Annotated in this window: 22 protein-coding genes and 2 tRNA genes; 21 read left to right on the top strand and 3 right to left on the bottom strand. The window is 50.5% G+C overall.

The genetic code is table 11. The features are described from left to right. The first annotated feature begins 64 nt into the window (after positions 1–64). Both AC51G0_RS03780 and AC51G0_RS03775 read left to right on the top strand, forming a co-directional pair. A tRNA-Gln gene (locus AC51G0_RS03780) sits at positions 65–139 on the top strand. 57 nt (positions 140–196) lie between these two features. Then, positions 197–281 (top strand) — tRNA-Leu (locus AC51G0_RS03775). A 332-nt stretch (positions 282–613) separates the two neighbouring features. On the opposite strand, the gene AC51G0_RS03770 is transcribed toward AC51G0_RS03775, so the two are convergent. After that, positions 614–1,774 carry a 2-octaprenyl-3-methyl-6-methoxy-1,4-benzoquinol hydroxylase gene (locus AC51G0_RS03770; RefSeq protein WP_496300755.1) on the bottom strand — a complete coding sequence of 387 codons (1,161 nt, stop codon included), beginning with the start codon at positions 1,772–1,774 and terminating at the stop codon, positions 614–616. 203 nt (positions 1,775–1,977) lie between these two features. Here AC51G0_RS03770 and mtgA point away from each other — a divergent pair, with 203 nt between their 5' ends. From mtgA to AC51G0_RS03735, 7 genes are all read left to right on the top strand, one after another. Continuing rightward, the gene (gene mtgA / locus AC51G0_RS03765) at positions 1,978–2,673 is read left to right on the top strand and encodes a monofunctional biosynthetic peptidoglycan transglycosylase (protein ID WP_496300753.1); all 696 of its coding nucleotides are present in this window, start codon (positions 1,978–1,980) and stop codon (positions 2,671–2,673) included. A 224-nt stretch (positions 2,674–2,897) separates the two neighbouring features. After that, complete coding sequence (gene miaB, locus AC51G0_RS03760; RefSeq protein ID WP_496300752.1) at positions 2,898–4,322, top strand: tRNA (N6-isopentenyl adenosine(37)-C2)-methylthiotransferase MiaB; 1,425 nt, start codon at positions 2,898–2,900, stop codon at positions 4,320–4,322. Positions 4,323–4,404: 82 nt separating this feature from the next. Continuing rightward, entirely contained in the window at positions 4,405–5,493 is a 1,089-nt protein-coding gene (locus tag AC51G0_RS03755) for a PhoH family protein (RefSeq protein WP_496301863.1), read from the top strand. Then, the gene (ybeY, locus tag AC51G0_RS03750; protein ID WP_496300751.1) at positions 5,493–5,957 is read left to right on the top strand and encodes an rRNA maturation RNase YbeY; all 465 of its coding nucleotides are present in this window, start codon (positions 5,493–5,495) and stop codon (positions 5,955–5,957) included. Before AC51G0_RS03755 ends, ybeY begins: the two co-directional genes overlap by 1 nt. Positions 5,958–6,069: 112 nt before the next feature. After that, positions 6,070–6,942, top strand: coding sequence for a CNNM family magnesium/cobalt transport protein CorC (corC, locus tag AC51G0_RS03745; protein ID WP_496300750.1), 873 nt, complete (start codon positions 6,070–6,072; stop codon positions 6,940–6,942). Positions 6,943–6,945: 3 nt separating this feature from the next. Beyond that, entirely contained in the window at positions 6,946–8,499 is a 1,554-nt protein-coding gene (gene lnt / locus AC51G0_RS03740) for an apolipoprotein N-acyltransferase (RefSeq protein WP_496300749.1), read from the top strand. 116 nt (positions 8,500–8,615) lie between these two features. After that, positions 8,616–9,269: a lipid-binding SYLF domain-containing protein gene (locus AC51G0_RS03735; RefSeq protein ID WP_496300748.1), complete on the top strand. Its 654-nt coding sequence runs from the start codon at positions 8,616–8,618 to the stop codon at positions 9,267–9,269. A gap of 71 nt (positions 9,270–9,340) precedes the next feature. Here AC51G0_RS03735 and AC51G0_RS03730 read toward each other — a convergent pair whose 3' ends face one another. Beyond that, positions 9,341–9,823, bottom strand: coding sequence for a zinc ribbon-containing protein (locus AC51G0_RS03730; protein ID WP_496300747.1), 483 nt, complete (start codon positions 9,821–9,823; stop codon positions 9,341–9,343). A 186-nt stretch (positions 9,824–10,009) separates the two neighbouring features. Here AC51G0_RS03730 and leuS point away from each other — a divergent pair, with 186 nt between their 5' ends. The 12 genes from leuS (at position 10,010) to lipA (ending at position 22,805) form a co-directional block, all read left to right on the top strand. Then, a complete protein-coding gene (gene leuS, locus AC51G0_RS03725) occupies positions 10,010–12,586 on the top strand; it encodes a leucine--tRNA ligase (protein WP_496300746.1) in 2,577 nt (858 codons plus the stop codon). A 155-nt stretch (positions 12,587–12,741) separates the two neighbouring features. Beyond that, the gene (locus tag AC51G0_RS03720) at positions 12,742–13,404 is read left to right on the top strand and encodes an LPS-assembly lipoprotein LptE (protein ID WP_496300745.1); all 663 of its coding nucleotides are present in this window, start codon (positions 12,742–12,744) and stop codon (positions 13,402–13,404) included. Next, positions 13,401–14,432, top strand: coding sequence for a DNA polymerase III subunit delta (gene holA / locus AC51G0_RS03715; RefSeq protein ID WP_496300744.1), 1,032 nt, complete (start codon positions 13,401–13,403; stop codon positions 14,430–14,432). The genes AC51G0_RS03720 and holA overlap by 4 nt, the downstream gene beginning before the upstream one ends. A gap of 185 nt (positions 14,433–14,617) precedes the next feature. After that, complete coding sequence (gene rsfS / locus AC51G0_RS03710; RefSeq protein ID WP_496300742.1) at positions 14,618–14,935, top strand: ribosome silencing factor; 318 nt, start codon at positions 14,618–14,620, stop codon at positions 14,933–14,935. Positions 14,936–14,941: 6 nt separating this feature from the next. Beyond that, on the top strand, positions 14,942–15,412 hold the full coding sequence (gene rlmH, locus AC51G0_RS03705) for a 23S rRNA (pseudouridine(1915)-N(3))-methyltransferase RlmH (protein ID WP_496300741.1): 471 nt from the start codon (positions 14,942–14,944) through the stop codon (positions 15,410–15,412). 6 nt (positions 15,413–15,418) lie between these two features. After that, entirely contained in the window at positions 15,419–17,374 is a 1,956-nt protein-coding gene (gene mrdA / locus AC51G0_RS03700) for a penicillin-binding protein 2 (protein ID WP_496300740.1), read from the top strand. Next, positions 17,371–18,492: a rod shape-determining protein RodA gene (gene rodA, locus AC51G0_RS03695; protein WP_496300739.1), complete on the top strand. Its 1,122-nt coding sequence runs from the start codon at positions 17,371–17,373 to the stop codon at positions 18,490–18,492. Before mrdA ends, rodA begins: the two co-directional genes overlap by 4 nt. Further along, on the top strand, positions 18,493–19,296 hold the full coding sequence (locus AC51G0_RS03690; RefSeq protein ID WP_496300738.1) for a septal ring lytic transglycosylase RlpA family protein: 804 nt from the start codon (positions 18,493–18,495) through the stop codon (positions 19,294–19,296). A 161-nt stretch (positions 19,297–19,457) separates the two neighbouring features. Continuing rightward, entirely contained in the window at positions 19,458–20,633 is a 1,176-nt protein-coding gene (locus AC51G0_RS03685) for a serine hydrolase (RefSeq protein WP_496300737.1), read from the top strand. A gap of 162 nt (positions 20,634–20,795) precedes the next feature. After that, the gene (gene ybeD, locus AC51G0_RS03680) at positions 20,796–21,071 is read left to right on the top strand and encodes a DUF493 family protein YbeD (protein WP_128786360.1); all 276 of its coding nucleotides are present in this window, start codon (positions 20,796–20,798) and stop codon (positions 21,069–21,071) included. Positions 21,072–21,175: 104 nt separating this feature from the next. Continuing rightward, positions 21,176–21,850, top strand: a complete 675-nt coding sequence (gene lipB / locus AC51G0_RS03675) for a lipoyl(octanoyl) transferase LipB (protein ID WP_496300736.1) — start codon at positions 21,176–21,178, stop codon at positions 21,848–21,850. Then, a complete protein-coding gene (lipA, locus tag AC51G0_RS03670) occupies positions 21,834–22,805 on the top strand; it encodes a lipoyl synthase (RefSeq protein ID WP_496300735.1) in 972 nt (323 codons plus the stop codon). The genes lipB and lipA overlap by 17 nt, the downstream gene beginning before the upstream one ends. 147 nt (positions 22,806–22,952) lie before the next feature. Here lipA and bamC read toward each other — a convergent pair whose 3' ends face one another. Beyond that, positions 22,953–23,981 (bottom strand): outer membrane protein assembly factor BamC, encoded by a 1,029-nt coding sequence (gene bamC / locus AC51G0_RS03665; protein ID WP_496300734.1) that lies wholly within the window; start codon positions 23,979–23,981, stop codon positions 22,953–22,955. Positions 23,982–23,997 lie beyond the last annotated feature (16 nt).

The following is a 23,997-nucleotide window of genomic DNA, read 5'->3' as shown; positions in this document are numbered from 1 at the left end:
CTAAGAGGCAGTCTTGAAGAAAGACACCTGTTTGTAATGAGCGCTTTGTTCTTATAAACATTGTAGGGCTATCGCCAAGCGGTAAGGCAGCGGCTTTTGATGCCGCCATTCCCTGGTTCGAATCCAGGTAGCCCTGCCACATTTTACTTAGCGTTTTATTGCTTGATGCTATTATCAAGATAGAACGAAAAGTATTGCGGAAGTGGCGGAATTGGTAGACGCACCAGATTTAGGTTCTGGCGCCGCAAGGTGTGAGAGTTCAAGTCTCTCCTTCCGCACCATATTGAGAAACCCACCTTTTGGTGGGTTTTCTTATATCTGCAGTAAAATACACTGTTGGATAATAGCAATTTTACAACCTACAAAATGATCGTATCTCTCTGGTTGTTAAGCCGAATATTATTGATAATATTCGGCTTTTTTCTTATCTGTACACTACGTTCGTACGATTTATACCAATCGGGATAAGTCAGTGTTCAGAAAATTGCGCAGGAAAAATCACCTAGGACAAGGAAGAATTTGCCGTAACTAGTGGTTCTAATTACAAAAATTCTAACGCAGTAATAGGTGATTTTAACCAGCAAGAATGATCAATTACTTATGCTGATTGGTATTACATGCCCATGGCGTACTTCAGCACTTGTTTTTTCATCGGGCCGGTATGCTCAGCCAGCTTCAGGCCAGCATTGCGTAGCAGCTTCACCGGCAATAATGAGTTACTGAATGTGGTATAGAAAAAATCCATTCCGCTTTGCATTAGCAGGTTATCCGGCCGGCGACGGCGCTCATACGCTTTGAGCACCGCAGGCTTTGCCCACTCTTTCCCGGCCTTTTCAACTTCATGCAAAAGCACATCTACATCTTTAAACCCGAGGTTAACCCCCTGACCGGCCAGTGGGTTAATGGTATGGGCCGCATCGCCAAGCAATACAACACCCGATCGGTAATAATCCTGTGCATGACGGCGGGTAAGCGGGAAACTACCGTGGTTTAGCACCTTGAACTCACCCAGCTCTTCCGGGAAATGGTTCTTAATCTGTTCATGGAGCTGCTCGTCGTTCATTGCACTAAGCTGCTTGATCCGTTTCGGACTGTCATACCATACCAATGAGCCCTGGTGGCCAGGCAAAGGGAGGAACGAACGCGGACCACGAGGGGTAAACATCTGCCAGGTAATATCTTGTTGCGGGAAAGCCGTTTCGACATTGACCAGCATACAGTGCTGGCGATAGTCCCAGGCCGTGATCCCAATACCAACCTGCTGCCGCACCTGTGAATTTGCACCATCCGCTCCCACTAGTAGCTTGGCATGTAGCTGGCGGCCATCATCAAGTTCGACTTGATACCCGCCTTCAGCTGCTGTTGCCTTTGCCATCCGGGCAGGGCAAAGCAGCGACAGGTTGGGATAATCGTCAAACTGCTGCCACAGGCCAAGCTGGATGATGCGGTTCTCTGCGATATAGCCTAAACGATCCAAGTTCATTTCATCAGCACTAAACCGGGTGCGGCATTCAGGGTGCTCCCAGGTTTCAAGGCGTTTGAACGGACAGATCCGCATCTGTAAAATGCTGTCCCAAGCGCCTAAACGCATCAGAAGAGCAACAGAATTAGGGGATATTGCGGAAACCCGCAAATCCATCGGTTGCTCCGGGTGAAATGGCTGTGGTGCCTTACCCTCGATAACGGCAACCTCCAGCCCTTGCTGCGCAAGCCCCAATGCCGTCGCGGCACCGACCATGCCACCACCCGCCACCACTACATCAAATTGTTCCATATCTGGTCTCATCTCAGTGCTATACCAAACGGTGTAAACAGATTAACTCTCTGTATCTGACATTCCGTAATAGGGTCAGACAATACCCCATGTTACCTGATTCCCCCCCGGCCATCAGCGGTAATCCTTCGGAAATTCCCTCGAACTCTGCCCCTTGGTCTATTTCTTTATTATGATAGGACGTAGAACCCAATCAAAAAGTGATGTCATCGGTGATAGCCCTAGTTAAACGCTGGTTGCTCCGGATCATGCTGCTAGCACTCGGCTTACCCGTCGTGCTGGTGATGGTATTCAAATACATCGATCCCCCCGTCTGGGGATGGAAAATACACCGCAGCCTATTTCCGCCTACTGGCTACCCAAGCCAGACAACCCACCTTTGGACTGATCTCCAAAGCATTTCACCCAATGCCCAGCTCGCCGTGATTGCTTCAGAAGATCAACTTTTTACCAGCCACCATGGCATCGACATCAACGCCGTGCTTGGCATACTCAAGCAAACCGGTGCAGACGGCCCTCGCCGGGGCGGCAGCACTATCACCCAGCAAACAGCAAAGAACTTATTTCTCTTCCCCGCCCGTTCCTTTTTTCGCAAAGGCGTTGAGCTGTACTTTACCCAGCTGATGGAGCTATTGTGGGATAAGCGGCGGATCCTAGAAGTATATCTCAACATCATTGAATTTGGCCCAGGGCTGTATGGTATTGAAGCGGCTAGCCAAAATTACTTTGCAATTCCATCTCGCAGGCTATCGGCCCAGCAAGCCGCCCAACTCGCTGCTGTATTGCCAAACCCTTATAAGATCAAGGCAAGCCCAATGAGCACCTATGTCCGCCAGCGTAGCCAGTGGATCACCCGGCAGATGCGGCAGCTCGGCAAGGGGACACTTAGCCAGCTCTAAGCTGGAAGCAACCAATTTTCAATTCCTCAAACAACAATAAATACAACAACTAGTTCTTGCCGCCAAAAACCATAATTTATTCGGGGTGGTGATGTTCTGGTCAGGCAGGGTTTAAAGCAGTACAATACGCGGCTTGCTACAGCTAACAGCTCGTTTAACGTACTGTTAGCCGAATGAAGCAATGTTGAATGCAATGAATAAACACTACGAGTGAAGAGTTAGACATGGCTAAGAAACTGCTTATTAAAACCTGGGGCTGCCAGATGAACGAATACGATTCATCAAAAATGGCCGATCTTCTTAATGCAGCCAATGGCTTCGAGTTAACGGAAGAACCAGAAGAAGCAGACGTTCTGCTGCTGAACACCTGTTCAATCCGTGAAAAGGCGCAAGAAAAAGTGTTCCACCAGCTAGGTCGCTGGAAGACACTGAAAGATAAAAAGCCGAACCTGGTGATTGGCGTTGGTGGTTGTGTAGCAACCCAAGAAGGCGATTCTATTCGTCAGCGTGCTCCTTACGTTGATGTTATCTTTGGCCCGCAGACCCTGCACCGCCTGCCTGAGATGATCAAGAGGTCGCAGTCTGATGATGCGCCGGTAATGGACATCTCTTTCCCTGAAATCGAAAAATTCGACAACCTGCCAGAGCCTCGTGCCGAAGGTGCGACTGCATTCGTTTCTATTATGGAAGGTTGTTCAAAGTACTGTACTTACTGCGTTGTTCCTTACACCCGAGGTGAAGAAGTCAGCCGTCCGCTTGATGATGTGCTGTTCGAGGTGGCTCAGCTAGCCGAGCAAGGTGTGCGTGAAGTCAACCTGCTAGGCCAAAACGTCAATGCTTACCGTGGCGCCACTCACGACGACCAGATTGCTTCGTTCGCCGAGCTGCTACGCCTGGTCGCAGCAATCGACGGTATCGACCGTATCCGCTACACCACCAGCCACCCAATCGAATTCACTGACGATATTATCGAAGTGTACAAAGATACCCCTGAGGTAGTTAGCTTCCTGCACCTGCCGGTACAAAGCGGTTCGGATCGTATCTTGTCGATGATGAAGCGTCCGCATACGGCAATTGAATACAAGTCGAAAATCCGCAAGCTGCGCAAGGCGCGCCCGGATATCACGATCAGCTCAGATTTTATCGTGGCCTTCCCTGGCGAGAGCGATCAGGACTTCCAGGACACCATGAAGCTGATCCGCGACATCGACTTTGACATGAGCTTCAGCTTTATCTTCTCGGCACGCCCGGGGACACCGGCTGCAGACTATCCTTGTGATCTACCAGAAGAAGTGAAAAAGCAACGCTTGTACGAACTGCAGCAGCAGATCAATACTCAGGCAATGCGTTATTCTCGCCAGATGCTAGATACTGAGCAGCGAATTCTGGTTGAAGGCCCATCGAAGAAAAACATCATGGAGCTTCGTGGCCGTACTGAAAACAGCCGCGTTGTAAACTTCGAAGGCTCCGCTGAGCTTATCGGCCAGTTCGTTGATGTGAAGATCACTGACGTATTCAGCAACTCACTGCGCGGTGAACTGGTTCGCACCGAAGCCGAAATGGATCTTCGTATTGCGATGTCACCGACTGAAGTAATGGAAAAAACACGTAAAGAAGATGAATTGGGTGTAGGCGTATATACTCCATAGTAAGACGCCTGTCTGAAAACCAGTAGGACGCGCCCTGAACTAATGGTCGCCCGGTATCTCGGGCGACCGCAATGAGAGGCAAATCTTGAGCAAAATTATCACTGTAGAATTCAATCTGGAACCCGCTAATAACCCGCGCCTTTCCAGCCTTTGCGGCCCTTTCGACGATAATATCAAACAACTTGAACGCCGTTTGGGTGTAGAAATTAACCATCGAGGCAACAGCTTCAGCGTTGTCGGCCAACCTCACACCGCCCAAGCTACCGCCCACATCATCAAGACCCTGTATGTCGATACGGCACCGGTTCGCAACTCCATTCCCGACATTGAGCCAGAGCAAATTCACCTGGCAATTAAAGAGTGTGGCGTACTCGAGCAAACCACAGAAAGCACCATCCCTTACGGCAAAGAAGCCACTATCAAGACCAAAAAAGGGGTGATCAAGCCGCGCACGCCAAACCAGGCCCAGTACATCACCAACATGGTTACCCATGATATTACCTTTGGTGTCGGCCCTGCCGGTACCGGTAAAACCTATCTTGCGGTGGCCGCGGCCGTTGACGCTCTTGAGCGCCAGGAAATTCGTCGTATATTGCTGACCCGCCCTGCCGTTGAGGCCGGGGAAAAGCTTGGCTTCCTACCAGGTGATCTAAGCCAGAAAGTCGACCCTTACCTGCGTCCGCTCTACGACGCCCTGTTTGAAATGCTGGGCTTCGAGCGTGTCGAGAAGCTGATTGAGCGTAACGTGATTGAAGTAGCTCCGCTGGCTTACATGCGGGGGCGAACCTTAAATGATGCATTCATCATTCTGGATGAAAGCCAGAACACCACGGTCGAGCAGATGAAAATGTTCCTGACCCGTATCGGTTTCAACTCGCGTGCCGTGATCACCGGTGATGTCACCCAGATCGACTTGCCTCGCGGTGCTCGCTCTGGCCTGCGCCACGCCATTGAAGTCCTGTCAGACGTTGACGAAATCAGCTTTAACTTCTTCCAGGCCGATGATGTGGTTCGTCACCCTGTGGTGGCGCGTATCGTTCAGGCCTATGAAGTGTGGGAAAGCGAAGACCAAAAACAACGCAAGCTCACCGAGCAGCGCCGCCGAGAAGAACAACAGGCACTACAACAACACATTGCGGCTCCCCTTGCCGAACCGGAAAAAAGTAACTAATGGCAATTTATCTCGATCTACAATATGCCACTGAAAGTCAGGAAGGCATGCCAGCCGAAGCTGACTTCCAGCAATGGCTGAATGCGGCTGTCACCCCATTCCAGGCTGACGCCGAAGTCACTGTTCGTCTTGTCGACGAAGAGGAAAGCCATGCGCTGAACCACGAGTACCGCGGTAAGGACAAGCCGACCAACGTATTGTCATTCCCGTTTGAAGCGCCCCCTGGCGTAGAGCTCGATCTGCTGGGTGATTTAATTATCTGTCGCCAAGTCGTGGAAAAAGAAGCCAAAGAACAGGATAAACCGCTGAATGCCCACTGGGCACATATGGTTGTACACGGCAGTCTCCATCTGCTAGGTTATGATCATATTGATGATGATGAAGCCGAAGAAATGGAATCTTTGGAAACGGAAATTATGGAAAACATGGGCTTTGCCGATCCGTACGCTGAAGAAAAACGGTAACATTATCGGAAAGTCGTTGTCGTAGCAGTACCTCATCGCATAATTTTGATGGGGTACTCGATAACATCCCGTGGCACAGCCACTTAACTGAGAGAGAATTTTTCTTAAAGCAATGAACGAAGATAACTCACAAAATTCTGAAGGTCCGAGTAGAAAGTCCTTCTTTGAACGTCTTGGCCAACTATTTCAAGGTGAACCACAAAACCGTGAAGAGCTGGTCGAAGTTTTCCGTGACTCGGAAGAAAACGATTTGATCGACCACGACACCCGCGACATGCTCGAAGGTGTTATGGAAATCTCAGAAATGCGTGTTCGTGACATCATGATCCCGCGTTCTCAGATGGTCACTATCGAGCGTTCTCAGAAGCTAGAAGACCTGATTGATTTAATTGTTGATGCCCAACACTCCCGCTACCCAGTGATCAGTGATGACAAAGATCATGTCGAAGGCATATTGCTAGCGAAAGATCTATTGCGTTACCTGCTGCCGAACAGCGAGCCGTTCGATATGGACAAAGTGCTGCGCCCGGCCGTTGTCGTGCCGGAAAGCAAGCGCGTTGACCGCCTGCTGAAAGAGTTCCGAGAGGAGCGCTATCACATGGCAATTGTGGTTGATGAGTTTGGTGGGGTATCAGGTGTTATCACTATCGAGGACATCCTGGAGCAAATCGTCGGTGAAATCGAAGATGAATTCGACGATGAAGAAGAACAAGATATCCGTCAGTTAAGTAAGCATACTTTTTCGGTAAAGGCACTGACAACCATTGAAGACTTTAACGACATGTTCCAGACTCGCTTCAGCGATGAGGAAGTCGACACCGTTGGCGGCCTGGTGATGACCAGTTTCGGTCACCTGCCAAACCGTGGTGAAGTCGTTGAGCTAGATGGCTACACATTCAAAGTAGCGTCAGCCGACAGCCGCCGGGTTATTCAGTTGCAAGTGACCGTGCCTCACGAAGCACATCAACCGACAACCACATCATAGAGAATGAAAAAAAATTCATTAATTACGTTGGGACAGCTAGCAATCGCTGTCCCGGCGGGTGCACTCGCCACCCTCGCGTTTGCCCCTTATAACTACTGGTATCTTGCACCGGTTTCCCTTTTCGCTTTTTTCTACTTACTCCAGCACCAGAGTATCAAACGCTCGGCCCTGATCGGCTTCCTGTGGGGGCTTGGCCTGTTTGGTAGCGGCATTAGCTGGGTGCACGTCAGCATCGATACCTTTGGTGGAATGCCAAAAATTGCCAGCCTGTTCCTGATGACTATGCTGATCAGCTACTTGGCGCTCTTCCCGGCAGCATTTGGCGCCCTGTTCAACCGCTTCAACCGTGGCCGCCCGTTCCACCAGCTGCTACTGAGTGGCCCGGTGATCTGGCTACTACTGGACTGGTTCCGCGGCTGGTTCATGACCGGCTTTCCGTGGTTATGGATGGGCTATAGCCAGATCAACAGCCCGCTGGCAGGCATTGCCCCAATTCTTGGGGTCGAAGGGATCACCCTCGCCCTGGTACTGATCAGCGGCTCCTTGGTAGCCGCATGGTGTGACCGTAACTGGAAACCGTTGCTGGTTCCGCTGCTGATCCTCGGGTTCAGCGGCTTGGCCAACAGCATCCAGTGGGTAACGCCAGCACCAGAAAACAGTGTAGAAGTAGCCCTAATTCAGGGTAATGTTCCCCAGGAGCTAAAATGGCTGCCAAGCCAGCGCTGGCCAACCCTGATGAAGTACACCGATCTTACCCGGGAAAACTGGGACGCCGATCTGATCATCTGGCCTGAAGCTGCGATCCCGGCGCTGGAAACACAGGTACCAACCTTTCTGCAAAACCTCGACAGTGCCGCCCGCAACAACGGTAGTACCGTCATCACCGGGGTACTGGATCAAAAGGAAAACGGTGAGTATTTCAATAATATCCTGACTCTGGGTATGAATGCAGACGGCCCTTACCAGTATGAAAGTGCCAACCGCTACAGCAAGCACCACCTGCTGCCGTTTGGCGAATTTGTACCATTTGGCGATTTGCTTCGCCCTATTGCGCCGATTTTCAACCTACCAATGTCTTCATTCAGCCGCGGTGATTTTATCCAGCCCAACCTCGAAGCCAGTGGTTACTCGCTTGCACCGGCCCTGTGCTATGAAATCGCCTTTAGTGAGCAGGTTCGCCAGAACGTCAATATTGATACCGAGCTACTACTGACACTCTCGAACGATGCTTGGTTCGGCACCTCTATCGGCCCATTCCAGCATATGGAAATCGCCCAGATGCGCTCGCTTGAACTGGGGAAACCCCTACTGCGGGCCACCAACAACGGCGTAACGGGAGTGGTTGATCATAATGGCCAGATCATTGAGCAAGTCCCGCAGTTTGAAACCGCGGTACTGAGAACAACTGTGGTACCGACCGAAGGGCTAACACCTTACACCACCTTGGGAAGTTGGCCGCTGTATCTCTATATCCTGTGGTCCCTGACCCTGTCGATGCTCCTCATCAAACGCCGGGCGGGGCATTTTCGCGATCACCGTCCACATGAAATTGAATAGCGTACAAAAAGCTGAATAGGAACTGAAAAGGCGAAGGTTAACTCTTCGCCTTTTTCTTTATATTGCTAATATAAAATGCAATATGAATACCGTCCTGTAACAACAAGGAAGCGCAAATGAAAACCGTCAACCGACTGTTCGCCATGTTGAGCTCACTCGCCCTGCTCTGTATCGCCTCCGGCTCTGTCGCCAAAGAAGACATTGATACCCAAGCCACCTTGAGCCACTTTCAACAAGCAACGCAAACCCAGCCCTTTTTTGATTCAGCGTATGGTTATGCTGTTTTCCCCTCGGTGGGTAAAGGTGGCTTCTGGATCGGCGGGGCTTACGGCAGCGGTACGGTCTATAAAGGCAGGGAGGTAACCGGTTCGGCTAAACTCTACCAGGTTTCCTTTGGCCTACAGTTTGGCGGCCAGTCATACAGTGAAATTATTTTTTTCCAGGATAAACGTGCCTACGAGCGCTTTATCAGTGGCAGCTTTGAACTCGATGCCCAGGCTTCCGCGGTGGCCCTGACAGAGGGTGCCCAGGCAAAAGCGGGAACCGCCGGCCTCAGTGCCAGCTCGGGGCAGCAGTTTATCGATGCCAGCTATACCAACGGTATGGCGATATTCACCTATGCCAAGGGCGGAATGATGATTGAAGCATCTCTGGCCGGACAGACGTTCAGTTACGAACCTCTGGCATCCACTATCTCCCCAGCGCCAGCCCAACAAGGTACAGAACCAGCCAGGGAACCTGTAGCTGTTGTGGTAGAAACATTGAAGTAGCCAGCATAACCTGCAGCGATATATGGTAAAAGATTCAGCGAGCCGCCCCTGCCCGCAGGATCACCAACGCATTATGGTGACAGTGGCCGTCGGGTAAACTGGGTATGCCCGCATTTCAGGCAAGGCTCAATCTTCTTCACATGGGTGATCAGCTCATGATGTCCGCATTTTTCGCATACTAGATTACCCAGACCGATGATCTCCCCTGCCTGGTAGACTCCCTGATGGTGAAGATCATCCATCACTTCATGCCATTCTATCTGGGTCTTGTCGGTAATTTCGGCCAACCCTTCCCAGATTGTTTCTGACACCACCCGGTAGAACGGGCTTTCCGAAAACGGCTCAGGGCTTTCCTCTACGTTTTTACCGAACTCTTTGAGATCCCGTTTCAAATAGGCTGAAATCAATGCCCATTCGTCCTTGGTCATATCACTGGCAGCCTGACGGTATTTTGCAGTGGTTTCGGCCCACTGCTTAAGCTCATCAGGACTATGTTTCAGGGTTTCTGTTACCTGCTCTAATAGCGCTTCATATTCCTTTTTTTGCTTAGCCATAGGTCACCTCCCATTTCTGTGCGCAATTCGGCTTGTTGAGGCTGTTTACTCCAACAATCGAGACCAGAACTAACAATTACTCTCCGAATTGGCCTCAGCTATTGTTGACACCTCTACCTTTAGTTATTCTATGTCGATTATATTGAATGTGTTTGTACTCAACTCACAAAATCCTGGATGTCATCGATGCAAGAACAATATCGCCCACAGGACATTGAACAGAAAGTTCAAGAACACTGGGACAACAACAAGACCTTTGTTGTAAGTGAAGACCCAAATAAAGAAAAATTCTACTGTCTCTCCATGTTCCCGTACCCAAGCGGTCGACTGCACATGGGTCACGTTCGTAACTACACCATCGGTGATGTTGTTTCTCGTTACCAGCGTCTGCAAGGCAAAAATGTGATGCAGCCCATTGGTTGGGATGCATTTGGCCTACCAGCAGAAAATGCGGCAGTAAAGAATAACACCGCACCAGCGCCATGGACTTATGAAAACATTGAGTACATGAAGAACCAACTTAAATCACTAGGCTTGGGTTACGACTGGAGCCGTGAGTTCGCAACCTGTACGCCTGAGTACTACCGTTGGGAACAAGAGTTTTTCACCAAGCTGTACAGCAAGGGCTTGGTTTACAAAAAAACCTCTTCTGTGAACTGGTGTCCAAACGACCAAACGGTACTGGCTAACGAGCAAGTAGAAGACGGTTGCTGCTGGCGTTGTGATACCCCAGTAGAACAAAAAGAAATTCCACAGTGGTTCATTAAAATCACTGAATACGCACAAGAGCTACTTGACGATCTAGACAACCTAGATGGTTGGCCTGAAATGGTGAAAACCATGCAGCGCAACTGGATTGGTCGCTCTGAAGGTGTTGAATTGTCTTTCAATGTTGAAGGTCAAGATTCACCACTAGACGTATACACTACACGTCCTGATACCCTAATGGGTGTAACGTATGTGGGTATCGCAGCAGGTCACCCTCTGGCTGAGCTTGCAGCGAAATCAAACCCTGAACTTGCGGCATTCGTTGATGAATGCAGAAACACCAAAGTTGCAGAAGCTGAGCTTGCAACGATGGAGAAAAAAGGCATGGCAACAGGCCTTTACGCAATTCACCCGCTAAACGGTCGTCGCGTTCCTGTATTCGTCGCTAACTTCGTACTGATGAATTACGGTACAGGTGCTGTAATGGCAGTACCAGCGCACGATCAACGTGACTACGAATTCGCAACCAAATACGGCCTAGATATCATTCCGGTTATCAAACCAGAAGACGGTAGCGAGCTAGACGTATCTGAAGCGGCTTACACCGAAAAAGGCGTTCTGTTCGATTCTGGCGAATTTGACGGCCTGGACTTCCAAGCAGCTTTCGATGCCATTGCAGCGAAACTAGAAGCTGAAGATAAGGGTAAGAAAACAGTTAACTTCCGTCTACGTGACTGGGGTGTTTCTCGTCAGCGTTACTGGGGTGCGCCAATCCCGATGGTAACCACTGAAGACGGTGAAGTTCATCCGGTACCTGCAGACCAGCTTCCAGTCGTTCTTCCTGAAGACGTGGTAATGGACGGTGTGACTAGCCCAATCAAAGCTGACAAAGCATGGGCAGAAACAGCGATCAATGGTCAGCCAGCACTGCGCGAAACAGATACCTTCGATACCTTCATGGAATCATCTTGGTACTACGCACGCTACTGTTCGCCACAAGCTGACGATATTCTGGATCCAGAAAAAGCCAACTACTGGCTACCAGTAGACCAGTACATTGGTGGTATCGAACACGCTTGTATGCACCTTCTGTACTCGCGCTTCTTCCACAAACTGCTCCGTGACGCAGGCTACGTAAAGTCTGACGAGCCGTTCAAGCAGCTTCTTTGTCAAGGTATGGTGCTAGCTGACGCTTTCTACTACACCAACGACAAAGGCGCCAAAGTTTGGGTTTCACCGAACGATGTCACTATCGAGCGCGACGAGAAAGGCCGTATCGTTAAAGCAACAGATAACGAGGGCAATGACGTTGTTCACACCGGCATGACGAAAATGTCCAAGTCGAAGAACAACGGTATCGATCCGCAAGAGATGATTGATAAGTTCGGTGCGGATACGGTTCGTCTATTCATGATGTTTGCATCACCTGCAGATATGACGCTTGAATGGCAGGAGTCTGGTGTTGAAGGGGCTAACCGCTTCCTAAAACGTGTTTGGAAACTGGTTAACGAGCATGCAACGAAAGGCACAGCAGAAGCTGTTGACGTTGCAGCGCTGTCTTCAGATCAGAAAGCTCTTCGCCGTGATGTTCACAAGACCATTGCTAAAGTGAGCGATGATATTGGCCGTCGTCAGACGTTCAATACAGCGATTGCTGCAATCATGGAGTTGATGAACAAACTAGCGAAAGCCTCTCAAGAATCAGCACAAGACCGTGCACTGCTTGATGAAGCACTAAAAGCTATCGTTCGTATGCTGTACCCAATGACACCACACATCAGTTTCGAAATGTGGGAAGCATTAGGTGAAAGCAATATCGACCAAGCAATTTGGCCTGAAGCCGATGCAAAAGCATTAGTTGAAGACGAAAAACTGATCATCGTACAGGTAAACGGCAAGCTACGTGCCAAGCTGACAGTTGCTGCTGACTCGACCAAAGAACAGGTCGAAGATATAGCACTAAACGATGAGAACGTAACCAAGTTCACTGACGATAAGACCATTCGTAAAGTGATCTACGTTCCTGGTAAATTGCTGAATATTGTCGCGAACTAAAAAGGTTGCGAACTAAAGCAGTTTATTAGTGCCAAACCAGTGGCCCCTGCAAGTTGGGGGCCCTGGATGGTCCCCAACCGGTCCACCCACTCTCTTTGCCGGTTTAACAATGTTAACCGGTCAGTTTCCACTTAATTTTTCATGGAGCAGACTCGGTGAAAGCTTTCTTTTCCTTAAAAAGCACAATCCGAACCCTCTTTGTTGCAGTCATGGCCCTGGCCACTGCTTCTTGTGGTTTCCACCTCCGCGGTAACTACATGTTACCCGATGACATTGCCAAACTATCCCTGACCAGCTTTGACCAATACGGCCAGCTGACCCGACAGGTAAAATCCCAGTTCAAGCTGCACGGAATTGAATCCGTACCGCCATCAGCCAAGGTGCCAAACTTACACCTGATCAGTGAGTCAACCGGCGAGCGTACCCTGTCGCTGTACCAAAATAGCCGTGCCGCCGAATACGAACTGACTTACGTTGTTAGCTATAACATTGTCGTCCCCGAAAAAGGCAGCCAGACCTACAGCACTAGGGTCAACCGTACTTTCCTCGACAACCCGCTAACTGCACTGGCCAAGTCAGTCGAGCGCGATATGATTGAAGATGAAATGCGCCAGCAGGCCTCGCGCCAGATCATGCGCCAGCTAGCCCGCCTGACCGCCGTTTTCAATAAAATGGAAGAAGAAGAGCTGGAGGCCATGTTCGAAGAAAATGCGAACATGCCGTCTGACACGACAGTGACGACTGAAGCCGTAGAAGACACGCAAGCGGGCAATGCCCTGTTTGCCGACGAGACAACACCGAGCAACACTGCAGAATGAGAATCTACCCGGAACAACTGACGCAGCAGCTCACCAAAGGGCTGCGTCAAACCTACCTCCTATTTGGTAATGAACCGCTGCTCAAACAAGAATGCAGCACTCAAATCCAGCAAGCCGCCCAGCAAGCCGGGTTTGACGAACGCCACGCTTTTACCATTGATGCCCAACTAGACTGGAACCAGGTACTTGACTGCACCCAGGCCATGAGCCTGTTCTCCTCTCGCCAGATCATCGAGCTGGAAGTGCCTGAGTCCGGCCTCAATGCAAACCAGGCCAAATCCCTGCAAGAAGTAATTGCCACCCTGCACAGTGATATTTTGTTACTGATGCATGGCCCGCGCCTAAACAAGAAACAAGAAAGTGCCAAATGGTTCAAGGCCGTTGCCGAACTTGGCCTGTATGTGCCGTGCAATACTCCCGATGCCCGTCATCTACCGCGTTTCATCCAAGGCCGATGTCAGCAGCTAGGGCTCCAGCCCGACCATGAGTCAGTTCTGATGCTGGCTCAGTGGCATGAGGGTAATTTGCTGGCGCTGGCACAAAGCCTGCAAAAACTCACCTTGCTCTACCCTGACGGCATACTGACGGTAGTCCGCCTCGAAGAAGCACTGAGCCGTCATAACCACTACACCCCATTTCAGCTTGTCGATGCCGTGCTGGCCGGCCAGAGCAAGCGCAGCCAGCGGGTTCTCCGCCAGCTAGAAGGCGAAGGGATCGAAGCGGTAATTCTGCTACGTACCCTGCAGCGAGAGCTGACCCAACTGTATAAGATGCAGGAAATGGGTAGCAAGGGCACCCCGCTGAACATTATTTTCGAGCAATTCCGAGTATGGCAGAGCCGCCGCGAAGTCTATATCGGCGCACTGCACCGCCTGCCGCTCAAGACTCTGGTCAAGCTGCTGCAGCAGCTGGCCATACTCGAGGTCCAGGTCAAAACGAACTTTGATTACCAGCCCTGGCCAGCTCTTTCTGCCCTGTGTGCAGAAATATGTGGCGTACAGACACACACCATGGCGCAGCAATTTTAATCGTAATACCAAGCTGAACAGCCCCCAGCTGAAAGGCTGTTCATTATTTAGCTTGGTATTAATGTAAAGTTACTGCCAACTTGTATCGAACAGGGTTGTGCATGGTATACTGCGCCGCTAAATTGTGACTCAGATCGGTCTGAGGCCAACAAAATTACACCAATCACTCAAATGAGGGGATTCCTTTGCAGGTTCAAGAACTACACGATTTTATTGTTGATAAAGTTGACGATATTAAAGCCCAGGACATTGTGACACTAGACGTACGCGGAAAGTCGAGCATCACAGAGTTCATGGTAGTGTGTACAGGTACATCTAATCGCCATGTAGCCTCGATTGCGGATCACGTAAATAAAGAGTCAAAGCTGATCGATTTTCCTCCATTTGGTATCAGCGGTGAAGACGATGGCGAGTGGGTTATTGTTGATATGGGTAGTGTAATGCTGCATATCATGCAGGAAGATGCACGCAACCTGTACCAACTGGAGAAGCTTTGGGGCTAATTAACGATGAAGCTTCAACTGATTGCTGTGGGCAACAAGATGCCCAAATGGGTCGAGGAAGGCTATAAAGAATATAGCCGCCGCTTCCCAAAGGACATGCCGCTGGAACTGATTGAGATCCCGGCAGGCAAACGGGGCAAAAATGCCGATATTGCACGCATTCTGCAAAAAGAAGGCGAGGCGATGCTGGCAGCCGTAGCTAAAGGTAACCGGATTGTGACCCTGGATATTCCGGGCAAGCGTTGGGATACCGAGCAGCTGGCCGGACAGCTGGAGAGCTGGAAGCTGGACGGGCGTGATGTGTCGATCCTGATCGGCGGGCCGGAAGGTCTGGCACCCGCATGCAAAGCCGCAGCAGATCAAAGCTGGTCGTTATCTCCCCTGACACTTCCCCACCCTCTGGTCCGGGTGGTGATGGCTGAGAGCCTTTACCGGGCGTGGAGTATTACCGCTAACCACCCCTACCACAGAGAATAATTGCCAATGAGACAAAAGCGAACCCAGATCCGCGACCATCGGGCTGAGTCGGCGCTCTTTTTCCGCCGGGCTCTTGTCTCATTTGTCGGCATCCTTGTGCTAGTCGGTCTGCTGCTCACGAACCTGTACCACATTCAGGTCAGCCAGCATGAAGACTACCAGACCCGCTCCAACGATAACCGGATAAAAATTGTCCCGGTTGCACCTAACCGCGGCCTGATCTACGACCGCAACGGTATCCTTCTGGCCGAAAACCGTCCGGTCTATTCACTGGAGATCACGACGGAAAAAGTGGCCAATCTGGAAGATACCTTTGCTCGACTGAAAGGACTGATGGGGATCACCGATGAAAATATCGTCCGGTTCCGCAAAGAACGCCGACGTACCCGCCGATTCAAGTCTGTTCCTATTCTTAACCAGCTGTCTGAACAGCAGGTTGCACTATTTTCGGTTAACCAGCATAACTTTCCGGGCGTAGAGGTCAAAGCCTACCTCAAGCGCCACTACCCTTACGGTGAAGCACTGACACATGTCCTAGGCTACGTGGCCAAAATCAATGACCGCGACCTCCAGCGCCTTGAACGCGAAGAAAAGCTCAATAACTATAAAGCTACCCGGGATATCGGCAAGCTGGGTATCGAGAGGTACTACCAAGACTTGCTACACGGTACGTCCGGCTACCAGGAAGTCGAAGTAAACAGCCGCGGACGAGTCATCCGTACCCTGAAGTATGTCCCTCCCGTGCCGGGCAAAGATATTCGCCTTAACCTCGATATCGAGCTGCAGTTGTATGTGAAAGAGTTGCTGACCGAACGCAACCTGGATCCGGACACCGGCGAGGAAATCATCAAACACAAACGTGGTTCGGTCGTGGTACTCGACCCGCGTGACTCTTCGGTACTGGCTATGGTATCGAGCCCAAGCTACGATCCGAACCTATTTGTCCACGGTATTTCAGGTAAGAAGTACCGCGAACTCCTAAACGACAAAAACCGCCCGCTGGTTAACCGTGTAACGCTGGGGATTTACCCCCCGGCCTCCACCGTGAAGCCAATGATGGCCGTTGCGGCATTGAGCGAAGGCGTGATCACAACACGTACTATCCGTAACGATCCTGGCTACTGGAAGATCCCGAACTCCAATAGCCGCCCGTTCCGTGACTGGCTACGCTGGGGACATGGCAAGGTGAATATCCACAAAGCCATCGAGGAGTCCGTCGACACCTTCTTCTACCAAGTCGCCTACGATCTGGGTATCGACCGTATCTCTGACTGGATGAGCCGTTTTGGCTACGGTGACTATACCGGTATCGATATCCATGAAGAGAGCAAGGCCAACATGCCAACCCGTGAATGGAAACAGGCACGATTTCGTCAGCCTTGGTATCAGGGTGATACCATTCCGGTTGGGATTGGTCAGGGATACTGGACAGCCACCCCGTTGCAGATCGCCAAGGCGACAACAGTACTGGTCAATAACGGGGTTGTTCGTGCACCACACCTGCTCAAGGACATCATTGATAACGACAGTACTGTTCCGGCCAGGTTTGACGAGTACCCGCCAATCACCAATGTCGACCAGAAATACTGGGATATCGCCAAAAACGGCATGTACCGAGTACTGTTCGGTACCCGTGGCACAGCACGGCGTGCCTTCTATGGCGCCGAATATAAAGCCGGGGGGAAATCAGGCTCGGCACAGGTCTTCGGCCTTGCCGAAGATCAGGAATATAACGCTGAAGAGCTAGAGGAACACCTACGCGACCACGCTTTGTTTACCGCCTTTGCGCCGTATGAAAAACCCCAAGTAGTGGTCTCTATGGTACTGGAAAATGCCGGCGGTGGTTCTTCTAACGGTGGCCCCGTGGCACGGAAAATCTTTGACCATGTGCTGCTCAAACCCAAGCAGCCAGACCAATCCCAAACTGTGGCTGATGCCAAGTTAGCCGAGGTAAGCCGATGAGTGTCATGGCCGCGACAGGAAAGAAAAGAACCCTCAGTGATCGCCTGCATCTCGATATGCCGCTACTGCTAGGTATATTAGCCCTGATGGCATTTGCCCTGATGGTGATGTACAGCGCCAGCGGCCAAAGCCTGCCCATGATGGAGCGCCAGGCCGTACGCATGTGCCTGTCGCTGGGCGTGATGTTTATTCTGGCCCAAATTGCCCCGCGCCACTACGAGGCCTGGGCACCCTATTTGTTCGGGGTCGGGCTGTTGCTGCTGCTCGGAGTCCTGTTCTTCGGCGAAGCGTCAAAAGGGGCACAGCGCTGGCTGAATTTCGGCTTTGTCCGTTTCCAGCCCTCTGAGTTGATCAAACTGGCGGTACCTCTAATGGTTGCCCGCTTTATCGGCAACCAGCCACTGCCCCCGAGCTTTCGCAACATTGTGATTGCACTGGTAATGATCTTTGTCCCGACAATTCTGATCGCTAAACAGCCAGATCTGGGAACCTCAATCCTGATTGCAGCTTCCGGTGTGTTCGTTTTGTTTCTATCCGGGATCAGCTGGCGGATCATCGGTGCGGCAGGTGTTTTGCTCGGAGGCTTTATCCCTATTTTGTGGCTGTTCCTGATGCGTGACTACCAGCGCACCCGGGTACTGACCCTGTTCAATCCGGAATCTGATCCTCTGGGGGCAGGCTACCATATTATCCAGTCAAAAATTGCCATCGGCTCTGGCGGCATGATGGGTAAAGGATGGATGCAGGGCACCCAGTCACAGCTTGAGTTTCTACCTGAGCGCCATACCGACTTTATCTTCGCCGTGATCGCCGAGGAATGGGGGCTGATCGGAGTGATCTGCCTACTTACGATTTACCTGTTCATTATCGGCCGAGGGCTAATGCTCGCTAGCCGGGCCCAGACCGCGTTCGGACGTATGATGGCTGGCAGTATCGTGCTGAGCTTTTTCGTTTATATCTTTGTTAACATCGGCATGGTAAGTGGCCTGTTGCCGGTGGTAGGGGTTCCACTGCCTCTGGTCAGCTACGGCGGTACTTCCATGGTGACCTTAATGGCGGGCTTCGGGATCCTGATGTCTATTCACACCCATAGAAAAATGTTGTCTAAGGCGACCTAAATGCGCGCATACCCTATTTTACTTTTATTATTACTGGCGGGCTGTAGCTCGGCACCGAACAATGAGCGCTACAATATTGCCGATGATGTCGCCCCTGAATCGTCGCCGACCCTGGATCATATTGAAGACGCCCAGCCTCGCTATGAATCCAAAAGTTTAGCCGGCAACAAAAATTACACACTGCGTGGCCAGGACTATAAAATTGTTGATGCTAATGCGGCATTCAGCGAAGAAGGCTATGCCTCCTGGTACGGACAAAAGTTCCACGGTCATAAAACCTCTAACGGTGAGATTTATGACATGTACTCGATGACAGCAGCACACAAAACCCTACCACTGCCAAGCTATGTCAAAGTCACCAATACGAACAATGGCAAAACAGCCATTGTTCGGGTCAACGACCGCGGGCCATTCCATGAAGGCCGGATCATTGATCTAAGCATGGCGGCAGCAGCGAAGCTGGATGTCGTCAAGCACGGTACCGCCCCGGTAAAAATCGAGCTGATCCAAGTTCCCAAGCCAGCATCCTTCGACGAGTGGCAAAGTGCCAATCCGCACTACTATTTCGTTCAGCTGGCCGCTGTGACCAATGAGGCCAAAGCCAAACAGATTGCGAAGCAACTGGAGCAAGACTTTGCCACGCAAGTCGATCTGAAAAAAGCCGAATCGGCAGAAGTGTATCGCCTGCGCCTTGGTCCTTACCTGGATCGTGATGAGGCAATTTCCCTGCGGGACAAGGCCAAAACCAACCGCTACCCGGAAGCTTTTATCATCACCTCGCAGCGCGAACTGGAACAAAAGTAACAATCTTGACTCTATCTATAACGGGCTTACACATATTTATGTCAAAGAATATCAAGAATCCCAAACATGCCGCCTTCATCGGCGGCAAAACTGGTTCTAAGTTTTCAATCTGATATAGTGTGTAAAGTTTTTTGCAATCGACAAATTAAGTTACAACTATCATGAAGAAATCTGCTGCACTTATTCGTTCTGTAGCTGTATCAGCGACTATGCTAGCTTCAGCTTCTGTCGCAGCTGCACCAGCTGTAGTACCTGAAGCCCCTCAGATTGCTGCTAAGGGCTATGTCCTAATGGACTACCACTCCGGTAAAATTCTTGCCGGAAACAAAGAATATGACCAGATCCCGCCAGCCAGCCTGACAAAAATGATGACTAGCTATGTCATTGGCCAGGAAATCAATCGAGGCAACATCTCGATGGATGACACCGTGGTGATCAGTAAAAATGCATGGGCCAAGAACTTCCCAGGCTCATCAAAAATGTTCATTGAAGTGGGTAGCGAAGTAAAAGTTGCCGACCTCAACCGTGGTATCGTTATCCAGTCAGGTAATGATGCCTGTGTGGCAATGGCCGAACACGTTGCCGGTTCGGAAGAGTCTTTTGTCGATTTAATGAATGCCTGGGCCAAAACGCTGGGTATGGACTCCACCAACTTTGCCAATGTTCACGGCCTGGATAACCCGAAACTGCTGACAACGCCTTACGATATGGCGCTACTGGCACAGGGCCTGATCCGTGACGTTCCGGACGAGTTTGCGATTTATAAAGAAAAATCGTTCACTTACAACGGTATCACCCAATACAACCGCAACAGCCTGCTGTGGGATAAAAGCCTGAATGTTGACGGCCTGAAAACAGGTCATACCAACAATGCCGGTTATAGCCTGGTCAGCACGGCAACCGAAGGCAAAATGCGCCTAATTTCGGTGGTAATGGGCACCAAGAGCCCGAATGCCCGTAAAGCAGAAAGCAAGAAAATGCTTAACTACGGCTTCCGCTTCTTTGAAACCGTGTCACCACACAAAGCTAACGAAACATTCGTGACCGAAAAAGTCTGGATGGGTGATGCTGATGAAGTATCACTGGGTGTCAGCGAAGATACCTTCGTCACGCTACCTCGTGGCCAAACCAAAGATTTGAAAGCCAGCTTTGTCCTGGAAAAAGAGCTAAAAGCCCCGATCGCCAAAGGCGATGTAGTGGGTAAGCTTTACTACCGCGTTGGTGAAGAAGACATTGCCGAGTACCCTCTTCTGGCATTGAATGATGTTAACGAAGGTGGTCTGTTCAGTCGCTTAATTGATTATATTATGTTGCTGTTTAAAGGCTGGTTGAGCTAATCCAGCTTACTGAAAACCAATAAAAAGAGGCAACCTATGTTGCCTCTTTTTGTATCTGCCCCCTATCACCACCACAGTCAGATGCTTGTTTTATAGCGAATGAGCCATTAATATGCTCTGCTAAAACACAGTAATACCGAATGCAAAACCCTGGAGTTCAGCATGCAGCAGCAAGAACAGCCAAAACTAAAAGACCTACTAGAGTTTCCTTGTAAATTTGCCTACAAGGTGATGGGTTACAATAAGCCTGAACTACCGGATCTGGTTGTTGAAGTTATTCAGCGCCATGCCCCAGGCGATTATACCCCGACGGTAAAACCAAGCGGCAAAGGCACTTACAGCGCTGTTTCTGTCTCGATCACAGCAACATCGATCGAGCAGGTCGAAACGCTTTATAAAGAGCTGGGCGAGATTGATATTGTTCGTGTGGTTCTTTAATACCACCAGAAAGTCCCTACAACTTGGTGGCTGAATAATCATCTGCCAAGTTTTATAATGCACCCATATGTGGTGTCTTTACCCAGATTTAACCTGGCGACAATATGGGTGTTAAATTGCAAAAGAATATTATCATTCGGAACCTTGGCCGCCGAGACTACGAAGCAACTTGGCAGGCCATGCACGAATTCACAGATCAACGCGGTTCAGAAACCACGGACGAAGTCTGGCTGGTTGAACACAATCCAGTATTCACCCAGGGCCAGGCAGGTAAAGCCGAGCACTTGCTCAACACAGGCGATATTCCAGTGGTACAAAGCGACCGTGGCGGCCAGGTAACCTATCATGGTCCGGGCCAACAAGTCGCTTATATTCTGATTGATCTGCGACGTATTAAACTTGGTGTGCGCGAACTGGTCACTCACATTGAGAATACGGTAATAAACACTCTGTCCCATTTTGGGGTTGAGTCCAATGCCCGCCCGGATGCACCAGGTGTGTATGTCAACGATAAGAAGATATGCTCACTCGGTTTACGCATCAGGCGTGGTTGCTCTTTTCATGGTCTGGCACTCAATATTAACATGGACCTGGCGCCATTTTTACGCATTAACCCATGCGGCTATCAGGGGATGGAAATGACCCAGTTAGCATCTATGAATGGCCCATCTGAACTGGCAGAAGTTCAGCCTGTACTTATAGAAGAGCTAGTCAAACTGCTCGATTATCAGAGCGTTGAGTGGAAAACGGAAAGCAATTCATATGAGCAAACCAATTAAAATCGAACAAGGTGTCAAATACCGTGATGCCGACAAAATGGCGCTGATCCCTGTCCGTAGCGTGACAGAAGAGAAAGCACCAAAAGAAATGCTGCGTAAGCCAGAATGGATGAAAATCAAACTTCCGTCTGACAGCCAGCGTATTCAGGACATCAAGTCAGCGATGCGTAAGAACAACCTTCACTCTGTATGTGAAGAGGCCTCTTGTCCAAACCTGGCAGAATGTTTTAACCACGGTACTGCAACCTTCATGATTCTGGGTGCTATCTGTACCCGTCGTTGCCCATTCTGCGACGTTGCCCACGGCCGTCCGCTGCCGCCAAATGCAGAAGAGCCGACCCAGCTGGCACAAACTATCGCTGATATGAAGCTGCGCTATGTGGTTGTCACCTCGGTTGACCGTGACGATCTACGTGACGGTGGTGCCCAGCACTTTGCTGACTGTACCCGTGAAATCCGCGCCAAGAGCCCGGAAATCAAGATTGAAACCCTGGTGCCAGACTTCCGAGGCCGTATGGATCGTGCGCTGGATATCCTGCGCGATAGCCCGCCAGATGTATTCAACCATAACCTTGAAACGGCTCCTCGCCTGTACCGTAAGGCTCGCCCGGGTGCCAACTACCAGTGGTCGCTCGACCTGCTGAAGAAATTCAAGGAAATCCACCCTGAGGTACCGACGAAATCTGGCCTGATGATGGGCCTGGGTGAAACCAAAGAAGAAATCGTCGAAGTACTGAAAGATCTACGTGCCCATGGTGTCACCATGCTAACTCTGGGCCAGTACCTGGCACCAAGCCGCCATCACCTGCCGGTTGAGCGTTATGTGCCGCCGTCTGAGTTTGATGAGCTGAAAGAGATCGCATTGGAGCTGGGCTTTACCCACGCTGCCTGTGGCCCGTTCGTCCGCTCTTCTTACCATGCCGATATGCAGGCACAAGGTGAAGAAGTGAAATAAGCTATTCGCTAACGCGAGAAACAAGAAAACATCCTTGAATTCTCGTTTTTGCAAAGCTGAAATAGAAAAAACCGCTACGGCTTGGCCGGAGCGGTTTTTTTATCACTGCACTAATACCAAACGGTTACCGAACGGCATTAGCTCGAATTAGCTATTGTTGGCTCGCTCAATGGCCGCGGCAAATACCGGTGCCAGGCTCTTCAGCGCTTCCTCGGTAACAGGCTTACCATCGGTATCTGTGACATTCACGGAAGTTCGGTTACCCAAATCACCCAGCTGTAGGTTGTAGGTACGATCATCAAGCTGGATAGGTTTGGTGCCTAGCTCAGTCCAGAATGCATCATCCGGCGAGCGGAACTTCACTTCCACAATCCCCTGGGAGCGGTTGCGTCCTTCAACAGAGAAACCAAGCTGCCCAAGTACATCCGGTAGGCGTTCCCAGAACACATTATACGGCGCACGGGCAATAATTACCGGCAGGCCACTGCGATCCTGGCCCATCGAAATCGGGATCTGCTTAACCAGCTCCTGTGCTCGCAATCTCGCTTGCTCACGCTCTTGCTGATCATATCGCGCAGTGATCAGGTTGGTCATCAGAATGCTGTAGCGCTCTTTATTAATCGCTGAAACAGGCTTTTCGACAGCACCTTCACGCCAGTCAATCAGAGTTATCTGATAGCTATTGCGACTTGAGTCAGAGGACTTTTCAATTCGGTAACGACTACCTATCGCATTTTCCTCGTCATCATTTATCCAGTTAACCCAGTCGGTTTCCATCACATTAGCAGACTGATTTCGCAGCTGAATATTTTGCTCGGCGATCAAACGTTGCGTCAGTGTCCATACCTTCGTCAGCTCTTCAGGCTTTGCGAGAAGCAATGTCACGCCATCCGCGTCTTTGACGGTACGAGCACCAGGGATCAACGCCAGCACTTGCTGAGGTGGGCGGATATCAACAGCAGAACCTAGCTCTCCCGGAAAGGCTTGGCCCGGAATCGCATAATCACTCACCTGGGATGCCTGTGCCCCGCTTGGCAAGCTCCACGATTCCAATGGCTTTGTCTCAAGATAGGTAAAATCTTGATTTGCCTGACGGCGGCGTTCCGCCCCACCAGAACAACCCGCCAATGTGGCAACCATTACAGCAGTTACCACCAGCCTGTATTTATAATTCATTAAGCTTCTGCGCTCC

Source organism: Photobacterium sp. HL06, assembly GCF_059552575.1.
Note: the sequence above shows the minus strand (reverse complement) of the source record. Positions and strands in the feature narration are given on the sequence as shown.